We start from the raw sequence: 18,028 nt of genomic DNA on the forward strand, positions 1-18,028 counted from the left end.
GGTAAAGCCCGTCAGGGCGCGCAAGTCCGCAAAGGGCCATAACACACCGGCGCCCAGGGCCACCCTACGTAAGCCCGCTCGATCTTCGCTTTCCGCAACCCGTTAGAATGGTTCTTTGCCCAAGGCCCGGTGCCGCCCCTCATGTCCGAACACCATCTGACTGAAGCCGACGATACGCTCGACGAATCAAAATTCATCACGTTCGAAGGTTCACCGTTCAAGCTCTACCAGCCGTATCCGCCCGCCGGCGACCAGCCCACGGCCATCAACACGCTCGTCGAAGGCGTCGGCGACGGTCTCGCGTTCCAGACGCTGCTCGGCGTGACCGGCTCCGGCAAGACTTTCACGATGGCCAACACGATCGCGCGGCTCGGCCGCCCGGCGATCGTGTTCGCGCCGAACAAGACGCTCGCCGCGCAGCTGTATTCGGAGTTCCGCGAGTTCTTTCCGCGCAACGCGGTCGAGTACTTCGTTTCGTACTACGACTACTACCAGCCGGAAGCGTATGTGCCGCAGCGCGATCTGTTCATCGAGAAAGACTCGTCGATCAACGAGCATATCGAGCAGATGCGGCTGTCGGCGACCAAGAGCCTGATGGAGCGGCGCGACGTGGTGATCGTCGCGACGGTGTCGGCGATTTACGGTATCGGCAATCCGTCCGAATACCACCAGATGATCCTGACGCTGCGCACCGGCGACCGGCTCGGCCAGCGCGACGTCATCGCGCGGCTGATCGCGATGCAGTACAGCCGCAACGAAGCCGACTTCCAGCGCGGCTCGTTCCGCGTGCGCGGCGACACGATCGATATCTTCCCGGCCGAGCACGCCGAGATGGCGGTGCGCGTCGAGCTGTTCGACGACGAAATCGAAACCCTGCAGCTATTCGATCCGCTCACCGGCCGCGTGCGACAGAAAATTCCGCGCTTTACCGTGTATCCGTCGTCGCACTACGTGACGCCGCGCGATACCGTGCTGCGCGCCGTCGAAACGATCAAGGCCGAGCTGCGCGAGCGCCTCGAATTCTTCTATAGCCAAGGCAAGCTCGTCGAGGCGCAGCGCCTCGAGCAGCGCACCCGCTTTGACCTCGAAATGCTGCAGGAGCTCGGTTTCTGCAAGGGCATCGAGAACTATTCGCGGCACTTCTCGGGCGCGGCGCCGGGCGAGCCGCCGCCGACGCTCGTCGATTACCTGCCGGCCGACGCGATCATGATGCTCGACGAATCGCACGTGCTGATTGGCCAGCTGAACGGCATGTACAACGGCGACCGCGCGCGCAAGGAAAACCTCGTCGACTACGGCTTCCGGCTGCCGTCGGCGCTCGACAACCGGCCGCTCAAGTTCAACGAGTTCGAGCGCAAGATGCGCCAGGTCGTGTTCGTGTCGGCGACGCCCGCCGATTACGAGAAGAGGACCGCGGGGCAGGTCGCCGAACAGCTTGTGCGTCCGACCGGCCTCGTCGACCCTGAAATCGAGGTGCGGCCGGCGCGCAGCCAGGTCGACGACGTGCTTGGCGAGATCAACGAGCGCATCAAGGCCGGCGACCGCGTGCTGGTCACGACGCTGACCAAGCGGATGGCCGAGCAGCTCACCGAGTTCCTGGCCGACCACGGCATCAAAGTGCGCTATCTGCATAGCGACATCGACACGGTCGAGCGCGTCGAAATCATCCGCGATCTGCGTCTCGGCGCGTTCGACGTGCTGGTCGGGATCAACCTGCTGCGCGAGGGGCTCGATATTCCCGAGGTGTCGCTCGTCGCGATTCTCGACGCGGACAAGGAAGGCTTCCTGCGCGCCGAGCGTTCGCTGATCCAGACCATCGGCCGGGCGGCGCGTAACGTGAACGGCAAGGCGATTCTGTACGGAGACAACATCACGGACTCGATGCGTCGCGCGATCGACGAAACCGAGCGGCGCCGTACGAAGCAGATCGCGTTCAACGCCGCGCACGGCATTACGCCGCGCGGCGTCGTGAAACGGATTCGCGACATCATCGATGGCGTGTACAACATCGACGAAGCGCGTGCCGAGTTGAAGGAACAGCAAGCCCGTGCGAAGTTCGAGGACATGTCCGAGAAGCAGCTCGCCAAGGAGATCAAGCGTCTCGAAAAGCAGATGATGGAGCACGCGAAGAATCTCGAATTCGAGAAGGCCGCGCAGACCCGCGACCAGCTAGCGCTGCTGCGTCAGCGCGTGTTCGGCGCGAACGTCGGCGACCACGTGTCGGGCGTCGAATAGCTAGCGTCCCTCCACCGCTTTTGTCCACCACGAAAGGGCGCGGCCATCGCCGCGCCTGTTCACATCGGCCGGCGCTTAAGCTCCCGCTGCAGCCGTCGGCGCGGCCAACTTGGCCGTGACGAATTCCGTCCCTGTTTCCCCGCCGCACGAAGGTTTCTTAAGCGAGCCTTAAGACCCTGCTGACATCAGGCAGAGCGTACTGACAGGTTTGTTCTCATCAGCGATCGATGATAAACTCGTTCAATATTGAGAATGGTTCGCATTTAAATTTACACCTGACTTGCGACCGCAGTGTTTCAATGAAATCGATCCAGTCTGATAGAAACAGGAGCTTCAATGCGGATTTCTTCCTTTGTGCGCGGTGGCGCGGCAGCGGTAGCTGCTGTCGCGGCGCTGTCGGTCTCGGCCGCCGAATATCCGATCGGCAAGCAGCAGATCCAGGGCGGCATGGAAATCGGCGCGGTCTACCTGCAGCCGATCACGATGGAACCTGAAGGCATGATGCGCAAGGCGTCGGATTCGGACATTCACCTCGAGTCCGACATCCACGCGGTCAAGAACAATCCGACCGGTTTCGCCGAAGGCGACTGGATGCCGTATCTGCAGGTGCGCTACGAACTGACGAAGGCCGGCTCGAACCAGCCGTTGAAGGGCGACCTGATGCCGATGGTCGCGAACGATGGTCCGCACTACGGCGACAACGTCAAGCTGCAAGGCCCGGGCAAGTATCACCTGAAGCTGATCGTCGAACCGCCGATGCAAATGGGCCACATGGCGTTCGGTCGTCACGTCGACAAGGAAACCGGCGTGGGTCCGTGGTTCAAGCCAATCACGCTCGAATACGACTTCACCTTCGCAGGCATCGGCAAGAAGGGCGGTTACTGATCGGTGCGCGGTGCCAATGCGTCGCTCAACGTATCAGTGAATGCAGCAGACGGCGCGCGGACAGTCGGAGTCATATCTGGCGTTGGCGCGTTGCGTTTTCCGGAAAGGACAATGAGAATCAACCGAAAGATCGCGATGCTTGCCGCCACGTTTTGCCTGGCGGCCACGGCTCATGCAGCCGACCTGCCGACCTTCAAGCTCGAAATGAACGACGGCAAACTGAACCCGGCCCGCATCGAAGTGCCGGCAGGCCAGCGTATCAAGATCGAAGTACGCAACACCGGCAAGGGCGCGGCCGAATTCGAAAGCGTCCAGTTGCGTAAAGAGAAGGTTCTGGCGCCGGGCGCCGATTCGTTCGTCGTGATCGCTCCGCTGGAGCCGGGCGAATACAAGTTTTTCGACGACTTTCACCAGCAGGCGCAGGGCGTGATCGTCGCGAAGTAAGCAGTGGTCTCGATCGAATGAGAACGCGAACTCGCCACGGCAAGCGGGCGCTGTCGGTCGCGCGAGGCAACGGAAGCGGGCAGTAGACGAATCGAAGGGAGAGCTTGAATGGGTCAGATTCTGTTCATCGTGTGGCGGGAGAGCGTCGAGGCGCTGCTGGTCGTCGGCATCCTGTACGCGTGGTTGAAAAATGGCGACGACGACGCCCGCCGCGGCTTGCCGTACCTGTGGGGCGGCGTGGCGGCCGGCGTGATCGCGGCGGTGGCGCTCGGCGCGGCGCTGGTCGGCTTCACCGAAGTGCTCTCCGGTGACGCGCAGGATTACTTCCAGACCGCGATGGTGCTCATCGCCTGCGTGCTGATCGTGCAGATGGTGCTGTGGATGAAGCAGCACGGCCGCACGCTGAAGCGCGACATGGAACAGTCGCTGCAAAAGAGCCAGCGCGATTCGAACTGGTGGGGCGTGGCGCTGCTGGTCGCACTGGCGATCGCGCGCGAAGGCAGCGAAACCGTGATCTTCCTGTACGGCCTCGGCTTTGGCCAGTCGGGTCATGTCGACGGCAGTCAGATGCTTGCTGTCGTGATCGGTCTCGCGCTTGCGTTCCTGACCTTCTACGTGTTGCAGATCGGCGGCAAGATCATCTCGTGGCGACTCTTTTTTCGCGTCACCGAAATCATGCTGCTGTTCCTCGGCGCGGGGCTGTTCCAGACCGGCGTCGACAAGCTGATCGACAAGGAAATCCTGCCGACGCTCGTCGGCCAGCTGTGGAATTCGTCGGCGATTCTCGATGACTCGAGCACCTTCGGTTCGCTCGTCGCGACGCTGACCGGCTACCGCGCGCATCCGGCGCTGATGAATCTGCTCGCCTATGCCGTGTATTGGGCGGTCGTTTATCTGCTCGTGCGGCGCGCCAGTCGCAAGCCCGCGCAGCAGACGGCAGGGCGCGCGGCATGAGCGCCGTGATGGCTTCCCGGCCGGGCCGCCTCGCGGCGGCCGGCCAGTGGATGCAGCGCCACGGCGCGGTGATTCGCGGCATCCAGTGGGTCGTGGTCGCGGTGTATGCGTTCCTGATCGTCGTGCCCGCGCTGATGCCGCTGCCGGACGATACCGCGCATCTGTGGAACAACCTGACGCTCGCCGCGCAGTTCGTGTTCTGGGGCATCTGGTGGCCGTTCGTGTTGCTGTCGATGGTGATGCTCGGCCGCGTCTGGTGCGGCGTGCTGTGTCCGGAGGGCGCGCTCGCCGAATTCGCGAGCAAATTCGGCCTCGGCCGCGCGATTCCGCATTGGATGCGCTGGGGCGGCTGGCCGTTCGTCGCGTTCGGCATCACGACGATTTACGGGCAGATGGTGAGCGTCTACCAGTATCCGAAAGCGGTGTTGCTGGTGCTCGGCGGCTCGACCTTCGCGGCAATCGTGATCGGTCTGCTATACGGACGCGAGAAGCGCGTCTGGTGCAAATACCTATGCCCCGTCAACGGGGTTTTTTCGCTTCTGTCACGGCTCGCGCCGTTTCACTACAAGGTCGACGAAGACGCGTGGCGCCGCTCGTACACGAACGGCGAGCATGGGCATCGCGTGATTCCGATCAACTGCGCGCCGCTCGTGCCGTTGCGCAACATGAAGGGTGCGGCCGACTGCCATATGTGCGGCCGTTGCAGCGGACACCGCGATGCGATCGCGCTGACGTGGCGCAAGCCGTCGACCGAAGTCGTGCAGTTGGGCGACAAGAAGGCGAACCCGTGGGACACCGCGCTGATCCTGTACGGCCTGCTCGGCATCGCGATCGGCGCGTTCCACTGGACCGCGTCGCGCTGGTTCATCGACCTGAAGATGTTCGCCGCGACGTGGCTCGTCGATCGCGACATCACGTGGCCGCTCGACACCAACGCGCCATGGTTCCTGTTCACGCATTACCCCGACCAGAACGACGTGTTCTCGTGGCTCGACGGCTCGCTGCTGATCGGCTACATCCTGTCGACGGCGCTTGTCTACGGCACCGTGCTGCTGCTGTTGCTGACGGGCGCGACGCGCATGCTCGGGCGCTTCGACGCAACGCGTCTGCATCACTTGACGCAGGGGCTGATTCCGATCGCGGGCGCGGGCGTATTCCTTGGTTTGTCGGCGACGACGCTGTCGCTGCTGCGCGCCGAGCACGTGTCGCTGTGGTGGGCGTCGGATCTGCGCATCGCAATTCTCGTGATTGCGAGCGCGTGGAGCGCATGGCTCGCGTGGCTCGTCACGCGCCGCTACAGCGAGCGCTTCGTGCAACGCGCGCTGGCGATGTTGTGGTTCGTCGCGGCGCTGGCGGTCGTCAATAGCGCGTGGTGGCTGATGTTCTGGGGCTGGGCCTCGAAGTAAGTCTTTAGCCTGTGTCCGGTGCGAACGCAGGCGCAAGCGCAAACAAAAAGCCGTGGGATGGTGACACCCCACGGCTTTATCATTTTCAGCGATGTACGCCGTTGCGCGCATCGGCTTTCGAGCGAGAACCAAAAAAGCGGCCTGGCTTGCTGCGACGGCTGGCTTGGTGTCTGCACGAAGGGGTCTAGTTCTCGCGTGCAAGCCGTCGTGGCTGGCTAATGCCTAACACCTCTCTGGGAGGTGGTCCCCACAATACCCGGTACTTACCTCGTGTTGCCTTGCTACTTCGTCAGGATCAGCTTGCCGAGGCGCGTCGCACGCAGTTGATACGTGTCGCCGTTGTGCACGATGCTGATGTGACTATGGCCTTGCAGCAGCGCGTCGCTGCGCACGACCCGTTCCGACGTCTCGCTCTGGCTGGTGGTGCGTTGCGCGCCGGGTTTCGCCGCGGGCGCGGCCGTCGTCGACGATTTCGGGCGGCTGTTTAGCGCGGCCGCCGAGCGGCGCAGGCTGAGCGTGGAGGAGCGAGTCATATCGGTCATTCGTTTTAGCTTGTTCGTCGATTCGATGTGATAATTCTAAATGATAACCATTCCTATTTACAAGATCGAGAAATTGATCGGATCCGACTTTTGATAGCTGAATGAAAGTGCGTCTAGATGGCGATTCTGGAAGCCATTCTGACATGGCCCCGCGAAAGCGCGGGCAGGGCGCCCGCGCGGTATGTCAGTGCAACGGTCCCGGTTCCTGCCCGGCCGCGACGTACTGGCGGATCAGCCGCACCGTATCGATATCGTTCTCGCGATACGCGGACTTGACGATCTCCTGCGTCTGCACGGCGTCCTGGTCGGTCGAGACGGGCAGCGTGGTCGCGTACTCGAAGCGTAGGAACAACTGCAGCTCATCGGGCTGCTCGATCGTCATCGTCAGTGAGCCGCCGACGTGCTCGGCGGTCGGCAGGATGTCGTAGCGCACGCTTTCGCTTTCCTGCAGCGTGACGCGATCGCGCACGGTGGCCTGGCCGTAGTGCAACTCACGCTCGAGCACATTGCCGTCGCGCGACAGGATCGTGCAGCTGTCGAGACCAATCACGAACAGTTGCGGCTGCTCTGCGCGCAGCACGAGCCCTTCCCACAGCTGCTCGCGGGTCATCGATTCGACGAGGGGATTCAACGGATCGTTGATCTGAATAAGGTGTTCGAAATTCAAGACGACTGCGTCCTATGAAAATATTGCAATACCCGTGACCCGAACGGCCGGCGTCCGATCGTCCTATGCGCGTTTGCTGCGGCTGTTAAGCGACCGCGAGCGCGGAGCGGATCGAGATCGTGTGCGTGAGGATCTTGTGCACCGGGCACGCATTGGCAATTTGCAAAAGCCGTTCCCGCTGCTCGCCGGAGAGTTCGCCATCGAGCATGATCTGACGGTCGATCGTCGAGCCCGCGTCGCCGGTTTCCATCGACAGTTTGACGCGTACGCCCGCGAGCGGCCAGCCTTTGCGCTGCGCGTACATCTTTAGCGTGATCGACGTACAAGCGCCGAGGCTCGATAGCAGCAGCGAGACCGGCGTCGGGCCGCGGTTGCCGCCGCCTAGCGATTCGGGTTCGTCGGCAAGCCAGGTGTGCTTGCCGTCGTCGAACACGACCTGGAAATTCGTCGAACCGATGTGGGCGGTGACGGTGAGCTCTGCCATGCGCGCTCCTCTGCTAGGGATCTAATAGCGTCGCGCGCCGCGGACTGTCGAAATCAACGCGGGCCGCGCGACATGAGCCGTTATTGTGAACGAATTTACCGGCGTTCGCGGCCCGTGGCGGATGATTTGGCGGCGCGCGTGGCTGGTGGCAAGCTTCGCCTCGCGCCGACAGGCGTGACAAACGCGCGGCAGGCGCTCGCCTGTCAGTGCGTGATCGCGCCCATCCGGCCGGCCTGATAGTCGATCACCGCCTGACGGATCTCGTCTTCGGTATTCATCACGAACGGGCCATAGCGCACCACCGGTTCCTTCAGTGGCACGCCGCCGAGCAGCAGCACTTCGAGTGGTTCGTCGCCGGCCGTGATGGTCACCGCGTCGCCGTCGTTGGCAAACACCACCATCGTGCGCGCGTCGATGTCCGCGCGCGCGTCGCCTTCGCCATACACGCCCTTGCCGGACAGCCCATACGCGAACACGCGATAGTCGGCCGGTACCGGCTGGCGGATCGTCGCGCCCGGCTGCAACGAGAAATGCTGATACAGGATCGGCGTGCGCGTTTCGATCGCGGCCTTGACGCCGAGCGCTTCGCCCGCGATGACCTTCACGCGCACCTGACCGTCTTCGGACGTCGTGGCCGCAATGCGTGTCGACGGAATTTCCTGGTAGCGCGGCGCGATCATCTTGTCGCGACGCGGCAGGTTCACCCATAGCTGCAGGCCGTGCACGCGACCGCCGGTGCGCGTGAATTCCGGGTCCGGCATTTCGCTATGCACGACGCCCGCGCCCGCGGTCATCCATTGCACGTCACCGGCGTGCAGCGTGCCGGAATGGCCCGCCGAATCCTTGTGGCCGAACTGGCCCTCGAGCACATAGGTGACCGTCTCGAAGCCGCGATGCGGATGATCGGGCGCGCCGATGGCCTCGCCTGGCGCATAGTCGACCGGCCCCATTTCGTCGAGCAGCAGGAACGGATCGAAGTCCATCAGCAGACGCGTCGGAAACGGTCGATGAACGATGAATCCGCCGCCCTCCACTGTGCGAACCGACGGGAACGTGCGTTCGATCGTGCGTGACGTAGTCATCAATATCACCTCGAAAAATGGGGAATAGCGCGATTTCTGAAACATGGAGCTATTATAGGGACCGTTTTTGGCGGTGCCAGCCGTCCCTCAGCAATGGATTGTTCTATTCATGGAACGATGAGATGAAGATCGATTCACACAATCTGAACGACCTCATGTACTTTTCGCAGGTCGTTGAACATGGCGGATTTTCGGCCGCCGAGCGGGTGCTGGGCATCTCGAAGTCGCGCCTGTCGCGTCGGCTCACGGAGCTGGAGGCGTCGCTCGGCGTGCGCCTGTTGCAGCGTTCCACTCGCAAGCTCGCACTGACCGAAGCGGGGCAGCTGTTCTACCAGCACTGTCAGGCGATGCTCAGCGAAGCGCAGGCGGCGGTCAATGTCGTGCAGCAGCTGCGCTCGTCGCCGCGCGGCACGGTGCGCGTCAGCGTGCCGGTCACGATCTCGCAGACGATTCTGTCGACGATCCTGCCGGAATTCATGCACCGCTTTCCGGAGGTGCGCGTCGTGATGCGCGTGACGAATCGCGTGGTCGATCTGTTCGAGGATTCGATCGACGTCGCACTGCGCGTGCGTTCGGATCCGCCGGAAAACGCGAACATCGTCGTGCGGCCGCTGTGGCGCACCGAGCAGATGCTGGTCGGCGCGCCGAGCCTGCTGCAGCAGAATGCGCCGCCGCTGACGCCAGGCGACCTGAACCGCTTCGAAACACTCGACGTGCCGACGAGCGACGGCCGCCACGTGTACAACCTGATCTCGCCCGACGGCACGCGCCATGCTCACGAACACGAGCCGCGCCTCGTGACCGCCGATCTGATGACGATTCGCGAGGCGGTGCTCGCCGGCGTCGGCATCGCCGCATTGCCGGAGATGATGTATGGAGCCGCGTTGAGAGCGGGGCAGTTGTCGCCCGTGATGCCGGGCTGGAGTTTTCCGACGCCGCAGTTGTACGCGGTGTTCGTGTCGCGTCAGGGGATGGTGCCGGCCGTGCGCGCGTTCGTCGATTATCTGGTCGAGATGCTCGATCCGGATGAGGGCAAGCACATCATCGGCGAGTGTCCTGAGCGCGCCGAAAAAGCGGCGGCGCAGGCATCGGTGGCGAGCGCGTCCTCCGCTGCGTCGGCGGCGGTTTCATGAGGCTCTGTGGCAACTTAAGGGGGCACGGTGCGCCGCGGGCCGCTAGCGCGCTTCGGAAATCGTTTTTAGCATTTAAGCGCGGCCTGTCATGATTACTTTCAATGGTCGTTTGCTTGAATGCGCGCGCACACAGGCATATAGTGAAATCCCTTTCGCTAAGGAGTGTCCTATGCGAAAACTCATGGCCGCTATCATAGCGGGCCTGATAGGGCTGACCGCGTTGTCCGTGTCGACCACGGCCCTCGCATGCGGTGATAAAAGCTATCAGTCTTCGGCCGATGGCAAATGATCCCGCCGCCCGAAGGCGCCAAGTGCGCACAAAAAAAGGCCTTCATCCGACGATGAAGGCCTTTTACTTTTTGGCCCTGTTTAAAAGGGTTTTCCCGTGGACGAGCGCGCTGCTCCGCTCGCCGCTCCGCGTGCCACGTTACCGTTTACTCCGCTTTCGGCTGCGTGACGAAACCGATCTTCGTCAGTCCGCCAGCCTGCGCGGCGGACATCACCTGAGCGACCTTCTCGTACGGCACCTTGCGGTCCGCATCGAGATGCAACTCCGGCTGCGGCCTCGCCTGCGCGGCCGCGGCGATCTTCGCGGCGAGCGCCGCCTCGTCGACCTTGGTGCTGTCCCACAGCACGTTGCCGTCCGCGTCGATCGACACCGTCACCTGCGCGGGCTTCGTGTCTTCCCTCTGACTGCTCGCGTGCGGCAGATCGATCTTGACCGCGTGACGGATCACCGGAATCGTCACCATGAAGACGATCAGCAGAACCAGCATCACGTCGACGAGCGGCGTCATGTTGATCTCGTTCATCAGGCCGTCGTCATCGTCTCCGGCGAAGGGGCTCATTGCCATTGGAATGCCTCGTCGATCAGTTGGCGCGGGTTGCGAGACGCAGGCCGTCGCCGCGCCTGGTCGACGACAGACGGGCACCGGTCACGAAGAACGCATGCAGGCCGTGAGCGAAGCGGCTCAGCTTCGCGACGATCGCCTTGTTGGCGCGCGTCAGCGCGTTGTAGCCGAGCACCGCCGGAATCGCGACGAACAGACCAAACGCGGTCATGATCAGCGCTTCGCCGACCGGGCCGGCGACCTGGTCGATCGACGACTGGCCGCTCGCGCCGATCGCGAGCAGCGCGTGATAGATGCCCCAGACCGTGCCGAACAGGCCGGCGAACGGCGCGGTGCTGCCGATCGACGCAAGAATCGCGAGACCGCTCTGCATCCGCGCGACGCTTTCGTCCATCGTGTCTTTCAGGCAGCGCGTGATCCAGTCCGACACGTCCATGCGGTCGTGCAGATGCGGCTGCGTCTGGTGATGATGGTCGGCCGCTTCCTGGCCCGACAGCGCGAGCGCGAGGAACGGGTTGTCATGCGGCGTCGAGGCGCCGCCGCCGAGCTTCTTCACGCCGTCGGCGAGGTCGTCCGAATGCCAGAACGCCTGCTCGGCGTTCTTCGTCAGGCGCTTCAGGCGCATCACGTTCCAGCCTTTGACGACGATCACGCTCCACGACATCACCGACATGATCAATAGCGCGAGCGCGATACCGCGCGTCACGAAATCCCCTTGCGCCCACACGTGTGCCAATCCGTAGTTTTGCATTGCAATTCCTTGTTTTTGAAATCTTGCTTCAGTCGGTCAGATTGAAGTTGAAAGGCTGGGTGTACGCGGCCCTGACGGGCTCGCCGTTCTCGAGATACGGTTTGCAGGCGCTCGCGCGTACGGCGGCCAAGGCCGCGTCGTCGAGACGGCTAAAGCCGCTGCTTTTCTTCAACTCGATGTTCTCGAGCTTGCCGGTCAGACCGACGACGAAGTGCACGTACGCGGTGCCGGATTCGCCGCGGCGCCGCGATAGAGTCGGGTATTCGGGCTGGCTGATATTGCAATCGAGGTGCGACACGTTTTTCGGCGCGCTGATTTCCATCGTCGGCTTGCCGATCGCGGGCGCTGCCGCGGTGGGCGGTGTCGCCGGCGCGGCGGGCGCTGGCGGCGTCGGATCGGGCGCCGCGACCGGCGTCGGCGATGGCGCAGCGGCCTGTGGCAACGGAGTTGGCGTCGGCTCGGGCGTCGGAGTCGGCTTCGGCTGGGCTTTCGGCCTCGTATGGACGGGCGGCGTTGGCCGGGGCGGCGGAGCGATCGATTGCAACGCGACCGGCGCGGCGAGCGGCGCGGGCGGCAGCAGTTCGGCGGTCATCACGTGCGATTCGAGCGCGACCGGTACAGGCTCGTGACGCAGCGTCATGATCACGGCGAGCAGAGCGACGTGAACCGCGGCGACTATGGCAGTGGCCGTCAGCGCGCGGGAATTCGGTCGGGTGGACGACGCCAGCGGGGCGCCGGCGGAAATGGGATGCGGAGCCTGCATGGTCAGTGTGGCAGCGCACCGTGCGGGCGGCGCGTCAGACAGGACATCGTCATGTTCGGAAAATCAGCAGCGAAATGAACAAAATAGTCACGAAACCAATCAGCAATTCCATCTCGAACTCCTTTCGAAGGGGGAGCGGGGTAGCTGGCTGGTACGAGTACTGGCTTGCTGACGGCAGTGGGATAACGCAGTACGGCGGACAGTACTGCGGTTGTGTTGCAGACGTGCGGCGCATTCAACGTCGCATGGGAGCGCTAGATAAAGCGTGCGTGAAGCAGAGGGGCTTTTAGACGCACCGACACGGCCTGCACCGGGCCCTGCTAATTTAGAGCTCAGGCTGCCTTGCGCTCGTAGAACGCGACTTGCACGACCTCGGCGACGCTCTGCACCTGCCGATGCTCGACCACGCCGCAACGGCTCGCGCAGACGCCGCTTTGCAGCATCACGTCACGCACGGATTCCTCGCATTTGCCGCAGCACGAGGCGACGCCGAGTTCAAACTGCAACTCGTCGAACGAGTCGATGCCGTCCGCAATCGAGGAGCGGATTGTGCGGTCGGATACGGATTTGCAGACACAGACGATCATGGCAGGCGTCATAGCTAACGTTAATGCGAATTATTATCATTTTGTTTGGTTCGTTTGGCAAGTTTCCCGTGCGATTTTTTGTAACAAAACCAGACTCTAAGAATGGATTTCGTCGGAAGGAAGGGCGGGGCGCGCGCCGGTTGCCGGCGCTAGGCGGCGCGAGAATCCGATGCGGCCGTGCGGCCCGACGGAATCGATACCTGCTCGACCGCGGCCTCGATCCGCAGCAGCGTGGCGGCGAGTTGCTGCTGATGGATGCCGTCGTCGGTGGAAAAGAAGCGCGGCAGCGGCGTGGCACCGGCCGACGCGGCGGCGCGCAGGCCGTGCTGCTCGAGCACGCGTTCGAGCTGACGCGCGATCGCCACGCTCGTGTCGATCAGCGCGAGCCGCTCGCCGACGATGTCGCGGATCGCCGCGTCGAGAAAGGGGTAATGGGTGCAGCCGAGCACCAGCGTGTCGGCGCCCGCGTCGAGCATCGGTTCCAGGTAGCTGCGCAGCAGTGCCTGCAGCTCGGCCGAGCCGACGTCGCAACGCTCGACCGCCTGCACGAGCCCGTGGCCGGGCTGGCACAGAAAGCGGCAGTCGGCGGCGTAGCGTTCGAGCAGCCCCTGGAAGCGGGCGCTGCGCAGTGTCGCCTGGGTCGCGAGCACGCCGGCGACGCGGCTTTTCGATTGCAGCGCGGCGGGCTTGACACCCGGCTCGACGCCGACGAGCGGAATCGGCAGCTTTTCGCGCACCAGCGCGATCGACTGCGCGGTCGCCGTATTGCATGCGACCACGAGCGCCTTCGCGCCTTGTGCGGCGAGCCATTCGCCGATGGCCAGGGTGCGGTCGGTGATGAAGTCGTCGTCGCGCTCGCCGTAGGGCGCGTACAGCGAATCGGCGACATACAGCAACGCCTCGTCAGGCAGTTGCGCGCGCACCGCGCGCAGCACGGACAGGCCGCCGAGCCCCGAATCGAAAATGCCGATCGGCGCCTGCGACGCGGCGCCAGCGGCAACACTGCGGACAGTCGGGGACGACGAAGGGGCGGGCATAGGCGAAGAAAACGAGCGTGAAGTGGCGGTCGGCGAAAAGGGTGAAACCACGGTGAGGCGCGAACAAGCGCGCAAGTATATCGCCCGTGCGGTACGGTCCGGCGCGAATGCCTGCTGGGCAGGCGTCGTGCCGCTACCGCGCGGGATGCTTCAGCGTGCTTCGATCAGGACTCGACCGAGCCCATCGCGCTTTGCTGGTAGTTCTGGATACCGACCTTGTCGATCAGATCGAGCTGGGTTTCGAGCCAGTCGATGTGCTCTTCGGTGTCGTCGAGAATCTTCGTGAAGATTTCGCGCGAGATGAAATCGCGCACCGATTCGCAGTAGGCAATCGCCTCCTTGCAGGTGCCTTGCGAAATCTGTTCGAGCTTCAGATCGCATTCGAGGATCTCTTTGGTTTCCTCACCGATCAGCAGCTTGTGCAGGTCCTGCAGATTCGGCAGACCGTCGAGCATGAAGATCCGTTCGATCAGCATGTCGGCATGCTTCATTTCGCCGATCGACTCGTCGTACTCGTGCTTGCCGAGCTTGTCGAGGCCCCAGTGGCCGTACATTCGGGCATGCAGGAAGTATTGATTGATCGCGGTCAGTTCGTTCTTCAACTGCGCGTTCAGATACTCGATGACCTTCTTGTCGCCTTGCATGTTATTTCCTTTTTCGGGACCTTGAATTTCCAACAACAATAAACGTCATGTCCAAAAAAGCCAAGAAATCCGATACAACTTTTGGCAGCGTTGGCGGTCTCGTGCGTGCGGCGCCTTGCGCGTGCATGACGACGAAAAGAAACAGCCGGGATCGCGGCCCCGGCTTTTCGACTGACCTGAGTAGCGTTAATCGCGACTCATCAAGCCGTGGCGACCGGAATCTTGCCGATCTTGGCTTGCCATTCCTTCGGGCCGGTCTGGTGCACGGAGGTGCCGTTCGAATCGACGGCGACCGTGACCGGCATGTCCTGCACGTCGAACTCGTAGATCGCTTCCATGCCGAGGTCTTCGAACGCGAGCACCTTCGCGCTGCGGATCGCCTTCGACACGAGGTACGCCGCACCGCCGACGGCCATCAGATACGCTGCCTTGTGCTTCTTGATCGCCTCGATCGCGACCGGGCCTCGCTCGGCCTTGCCGATCATCGAAATGAGGCCCGTTTGCGCGAGCATCGTCTCGGTGAACTTGTCCATCCGCGTCGCAGTGGTCGGGCCCGCCGGGCCGACCGCTTCGTCGCGCACCGGATCGACCGGGCCGACGTAGTAGATCACGCGGTTCGTGAAATCGACCGGCAGCTTCTCGCCCTTCGCGAGCATGTCGGCGATGCGCTTGTGCGCGGCGTCGCGGCCCGTCAACATCTTGCCCGACAGCAGCAGCGTCTGGCCCGGCTTCCAGCCCGCCACTTCTTCCGGCGTCAGCGTGTTGAGGTCGACGCGCTTGCTGGTTTCGGTGTTCGGTTCCCAGTGCACCTTCGGCCATGCGTCGAGCGACGGCGCTTCGAGCTTGGCGACGCCCGAACCGTCGAGCGTGAAGTGCGCGTGGCGCGTCGCCGCACAGTTCGGGATGATCGCGATCGGCTTGGACGCGGCGTGCGTCGGCGCGGCCATGATCTTGACGTCGAGCACCGTGGACAGACCGCCGAGGCCCTGCGCGCCGATACCGAGTGCGTTGACCTTCTCGTGCAACTCCACGCGCAGCTCTTCGATCCAGTCCTTCGGGCCGCGCGCGATCACGTCCTGAATGTCGATCGGGTCCATCAGCGATTCCTTCGCCATCACCATCGCTTTCTCAGCGGTGCCGCCGATGCCGATGCCGAGCATGCCCGGCGGGCACCAGCCCGCGCCCATCGTCGGCACGGTCTTCAGGATCCAGTCGACGATCGAATCCGACGGGTTCAGCATCGCGAACTTCGACTTGTTCTCCGAGCCGCCACCCTTGGCCGCGACCTGCACGTCGACGGTGTTACCCGGCACGATCTCGTAGTGGATCACGGCCGGCGTGTTGTCCTTGGTGTTCTTGCGCGCGCCTTCGGGCGGGCTCACGATCGATGCGCGCAGCACGTTGTCCGGATTCAGATAACCGCGGCGCACGCCTTCGTTGATCATGTCGGTGACGCTCATCGTGGCGCCGTCCCAACGCACGTCCATACCGACCTTCACGAACACCGTGACGATGCCGGTGTCCTGGCAGATCGGGCGCTTGCCTTCGGCGCACATGCGGCTGTTGGTCAGGATCTGCGCGATCGCGTCCTTCGCTGCGGGGCTCTGTTCGAGCTCGTACGCGCGGCCGAGCGCTTCGATGTAGTCGAGCGGATGGTAGTAGCTGATGTACTGCAGCGAATCAGCGATGCTCTGAATCAGGTCTTCCTGTTTGATGACGGTCATGGCTAGCTCAGTGGGGAGTGGCGCTTGTTGTCGGATCGCAGCACGGTGCGGTCAGTCTTGCGCCTTCATGGGAGTGGAAACCTTGATGCCGCCCACGGCGTGCAATGCCGCGGGCCCTTCGAAATGTTTGGGGTGCGTGTGCGTGGTGTTCTGGTCGGGGCTGATGAAGGTCTTCAGCAGATGGATCGACGAAATGCTGATCAGCGCCATCGACAGCTTCACTTTCAGCACGCCGGCGTTCACGTGATCGAGCCATTCCGGTTCGTCCGGATGACCGTCGAGGCCGAGGCGCGATACGAACGTTTCATAGCCGCCGATGATCACCATGATCAGCAGGTTCGAGATCATCACCACGTCGATCAGGCCCAGCACGACGAGCATGATGCTGGTTTCGTCGAGCTTCATCGAGTCGGTGACCAGATGCCAGACTTCCTTCAGGAATAGCACGACGTAGACCGCCTGCGCGACGATCAGCCCGAGGTACAGCGGCACCTGCAGCCAGCGGCTCATGAAAACGAGGTGGGGCAGCGCGCGCATGGGGCGGCGCGGACGGGCGGAGGCGAGTCGCGAAGCGGACATAGGCAACGGTCAGATGAAGCGCGGGTGACGGAACAGGGGCCAGGCGCCGACGGCGGTGCGGGGCGCGGCCATCCAAGGGGCGCGAGACTCGCGTCAGGCGCGCTATTGTACAGCGTCGGTCGAATCTGCTGCTTTGCGGCGGACAGTGCGCCCGCCACACCAGAATTACGATGCGACCGGCGGCACGCTGCGCGCCTTCAGGCTCGCGAGGCCGATACCGGCGACCACGCAGGCAAGCGCGATGCCATGCGCGAGCGTGGGCCGCTCGCCGACGAACTCGATGCCGTATAGTGCCGCGGCGACCGGCAGCACCGCGCTGAACACGCCGGCAAGACTGCCTGGCACGTGACGGATGCCTTTCATCCACAGCCAGAACGAGAAGATGCTGGCCGACAGCCCGTACCACAACACCAGCATCCAGACGCTCGACGGCACCGCGCGATAGTCGAAATGTGCGAGCGCGCCGGCGCCGAGCGGCAGCATCAGCAGCAGGCCGAACAGATGCGTGTACGCGCAAATTTCGATCGGCGCGAGCGTCTGCGTGAGGCGGCGGGACAGAATGATGTACAGCGATTCGCAGCACACGGCACCGAGCACCATGAAGTTGCCCGCGAGCGAGCCGGTGCCGGCCGTCGCATCCGCGCCCGCCTGGACGTGCGCGACATTGATGACGACGACGCCGACGATCGCCAGCGCGATCGACGCGAGCGCGCGGCCATCCGGCCGCTCCTTCAGGATCAGCCACGACAGCAGCGCGACGACAGCCGGAATCGTGCTCGTGATCACGCCGGCCGCGACCGCGCTGGTACGGGCGACGCCGTTGAGCATCAGCAGCGTGAAACCGAAGGTGCCGAATAGCGCCTGCAAAAACAGGTTGATCCATTCATCGCGTTTGACGCGGCGCAGTTTGGTCACGCGCAACAGCGGCCAAAGCACGGCCATCGCGATTATGAAACGCAGCAGCGCGAACAGCGGGACGGGGACGAAGGCGACGATCGATTTACCGATTCCGACATTGCTGCCGACGAGCAGCATCGAGGTAATGAGAAGCAGGGCGTAGCGATTCAAGCTGGAATCCGGACGGCTAGTTCAGTTAGCATTGTAAAAGGCCGTGCGAGACAGCGTAAGGGTGCGAAAGCGGGCGCGCTGGCGGTGCGTCGAGTTCGCATCAGCGGTATGCAATGTGCTGCGAGTGAGCGTAGAAGGCTCTGTAGAACGGGCGATCTTTTTCGCGCGCATCTCGTCTGATCAACGCGTAAC

Annotated in this window: 19 protein-coding genes; 6 read left to right on the top strand and 13 right to left on the bottom strand. The window is 63.3% G+C overall.

Annotated features, from left to right (window positions below; all coding sequences use genetic code 11):
- Positions 1 to 141 precede the first annotated feature (141 nt).
- From uvrB to OKW41_RS26685, 5 genes are all read left to right on the top strand, one after another.
- Positions 142 to 2,235, top strand: a complete 2,094-nt coding sequence (uvrB, locus tag OKW41_RS26665) for an excinuclease ABC subunit UvrB (RefSeq protein WP_429574488.1) — start codon at positions 142 to 144, stop codon at positions 2,233 to 2,235.
- 336 nt (positions 2,236 to 2,571) lie between these two features.
- Positions 2,572 to 3,120 carry an iron transporter gene (locus OKW41_RS26670; protein ID WP_429454306.1) on the top strand — a complete coding sequence of 183 codons (549 nt, stop codon included), beginning with the start codon at positions 2,572 to 2,574 and terminating at the stop codon, positions 3,118 to 3,120.
- A 111-nt stretch (positions 3,121 to 3,231) separates the two neighbouring features.
- A complete protein-coding gene (locus tag OKW41_RS26675) occupies positions 3,232 to 3,564 on the top strand; it encodes a cupredoxin domain-containing protein (RefSeq protein WP_018418640.1) in 333 nt (110 codons plus the stop codon).
- Between the two features lie 108 nt (positions 3,565 to 3,672).
- Positions 3,673 to 4,518, top strand: coding sequence for an FTR1 family iron permease (locus OKW41_RS26680; RefSeq protein WP_429454308.1), 846 nt, complete (start codon positions 3,673 to 3,675; stop codon positions 4,516 to 4,518).
- On the top strand, positions 4,515 to 5,924 hold the full coding sequence (locus tag OKW41_RS26685; protein WP_429574489.1) for a 4Fe-4S binding protein: 1,410 nt from the start codon (positions 4,515 to 4,517) through the stop codon (positions 5,922 to 5,924). The genes OKW41_RS26680 and OKW41_RS26685 overlap by 4 nt, the downstream gene beginning before the upstream one ends.
- Before the next feature lie 281 nt (positions 5,925 to 6,205).
- Here the strand turns inward: OKW41_RS26685 and hemP are convergent, their stop codons facing one another.
- The 4 genes from hemP to OKW41_RS26705 all read right to left on the bottom strand — a co-directional run bounded on the left by hemP (position 6,206) and on the right by OKW41_RS26705 (position 8,699).
- Positions 6,206 to 6,466 carry a hemin uptake protein HemP gene (hemP, locus tag OKW41_RS26690; RefSeq protein ID WP_429454312.1) on the bottom strand — a complete coding sequence of 87 codons (261 nt, stop codon included), beginning with the start codon at positions 6,464 to 6,466 and terminating at the stop codon, positions 6,206 to 6,208.
- Between the two features lie 184 nt (positions 6,467 to 6,650).
- Complete coding sequence (locus tag OKW41_RS26695; protein WP_429454314.1) at positions 6,651 to 7,133, bottom strand: SRPBCC family protein; 483 nt, start codon at positions 7,131 to 7,133, stop codon at positions 6,651 to 6,653.
- A gap of 85 nt (positions 7,134 to 7,218) precedes the next feature.
- Positions 7,219 to 7,617 carry an OsmC family protein gene (locus tag OKW41_RS26700; protein ID WP_429574490.1) on the bottom strand — a complete coding sequence of 133 codons (399 nt, stop codon included), beginning with the start codon at positions 7,615 to 7,617 and terminating at the stop codon, positions 7,219 to 7,221.
- A gap of 203 nt (positions 7,618 to 7,820) precedes the next feature.
- Positions 7,821 to 8,699 carry a pirin family protein gene (locus tag OKW41_RS26705; protein WP_429574491.1) on the bottom strand — a complete coding sequence of 293 codons (879 nt, stop codon included), beginning with the start codon at positions 8,697 to 8,699 and terminating at the stop codon, positions 7,821 to 7,823.
- Positions 8,700 to 8,821: 122 nt separating this feature from the next.
- On the opposite strand from OKW41_RS26705, the gene OKW41_RS26710 reads away from it, so the two are divergent.
- Complete coding sequence (locus OKW41_RS26710; protein ID WP_429454321.1) at positions 8,822 to 9,832, top strand: LysR family transcriptional regulator; 1,011 nt, start codon at positions 8,822 to 8,824, stop codon at positions 9,830 to 9,832.
- Positions 9,833 to 10,266: 434 nt separating this feature from the next.
- On the opposite strand, the gene OKW41_RS26715 is transcribed toward OKW41_RS26710, so the two are convergent.
- The 9 genes from OKW41_RS26715 to OKW41_RS26755 form a co-directional block, all read right to left on the bottom strand.
- Complete coding sequence (locus OKW41_RS26715; protein WP_429574492.1) at positions 10,267 to 10,686, bottom strand: ExbD/TolR family protein; 420 nt, start codon at positions 10,684 to 10,686, stop codon at positions 10,267 to 10,269.
- A gap of 16 nt (positions 10,687 to 10,702) precedes the next feature.
- A complete protein-coding gene (locus tag OKW41_RS26720; protein WP_429574493.1) occupies positions 10,703 to 11,434 on the bottom strand; it encodes a MotA/TolQ/ExbB proton channel family protein in 732 nt (243 codons plus the stop codon).
- Between the two features lie 28 nt (positions 11,435 to 11,462).
- Entirely contained in the window at positions 11,463 to 12,197 is a 735-nt protein-coding gene (locus tag OKW41_RS26725; protein ID WP_429574494.1) for an energy transducer TonB, read from the bottom strand.
- Between the two features lie 332 nt (positions 12,198 to 12,529).
- Positions 12,530 to 12,784: a (2Fe-2S)-binding protein gene (locus tag OKW41_RS26730; RefSeq protein ID WP_090803857.1), complete on the bottom strand. Its 255-nt coding sequence runs from the start codon at positions 12,782 to 12,784 to the stop codon at positions 12,530 to 12,532.
- Between the two features lie 149 nt (positions 12,785 to 12,933).
- The gene (gene murI / locus OKW41_RS26735; RefSeq protein WP_429574495.1) at positions 12,934 to 13,821 is read right to left on the bottom strand and encodes a glutamate racemase; all 888 of its coding nucleotides are present in this window, start codon (positions 13,819 to 13,821) and stop codon (positions 12,934 to 12,936) included.
- 164 nt (positions 13,822 to 13,985) lie between these two features.
- Complete coding sequence (bfr, locus tag OKW41_RS26740) at positions 13,986 to 14,465, bottom strand: bacterioferritin (RefSeq protein WP_018418627.1); 480 nt, start codon at positions 14,463 to 14,465, stop codon at positions 13,986 to 13,988.
- Between the two features lie 200 nt (positions 14,466 to 14,665).
- The gene (locus OKW41_RS26745; RefSeq protein ID WP_013089003.1) at positions 14,666 to 16,189 is read right to left on the bottom strand and encodes a fumarate hydratase; all 1,524 of its coding nucleotides are present in this window, start codon (positions 16,187 to 16,189) and stop codon (positions 14,666 to 14,668) included.
- A gap of 51 nt (positions 16,190 to 16,240) precedes the next feature.
- Positions 16,241 to 16,726 (bottom strand): TIGR00645 family protein, encoded by a 486-nt coding sequence (locus tag OKW41_RS26750; protein WP_429454331.1) that lies wholly within the window; start codon positions 16,724 to 16,726, stop codon positions 16,241 to 16,243.
- Between the two features lie 207 nt (positions 16,727 to 16,933).
- Positions 16,934 to 17,836, bottom strand: a complete 903-nt coding sequence (locus OKW41_RS26755; protein WP_429574496.1) for a DMT family transporter — start codon at positions 17,834 to 17,836, stop codon at positions 16,934 to 16,936.
- Positions 17,837 to 18,028: the final 192 nt, after the last annotated feature.

The sequence above is a fragment of the Paraburkholderia sp. UCT70 genome (assembly GCF_050434085.1).
GTDB lineage: Bacteria > Pseudomonadota > Gammaproteobacteria > Burkholderiales > Burkholderiaceae > Paraburkholderia > Paraburkholderia tuberum.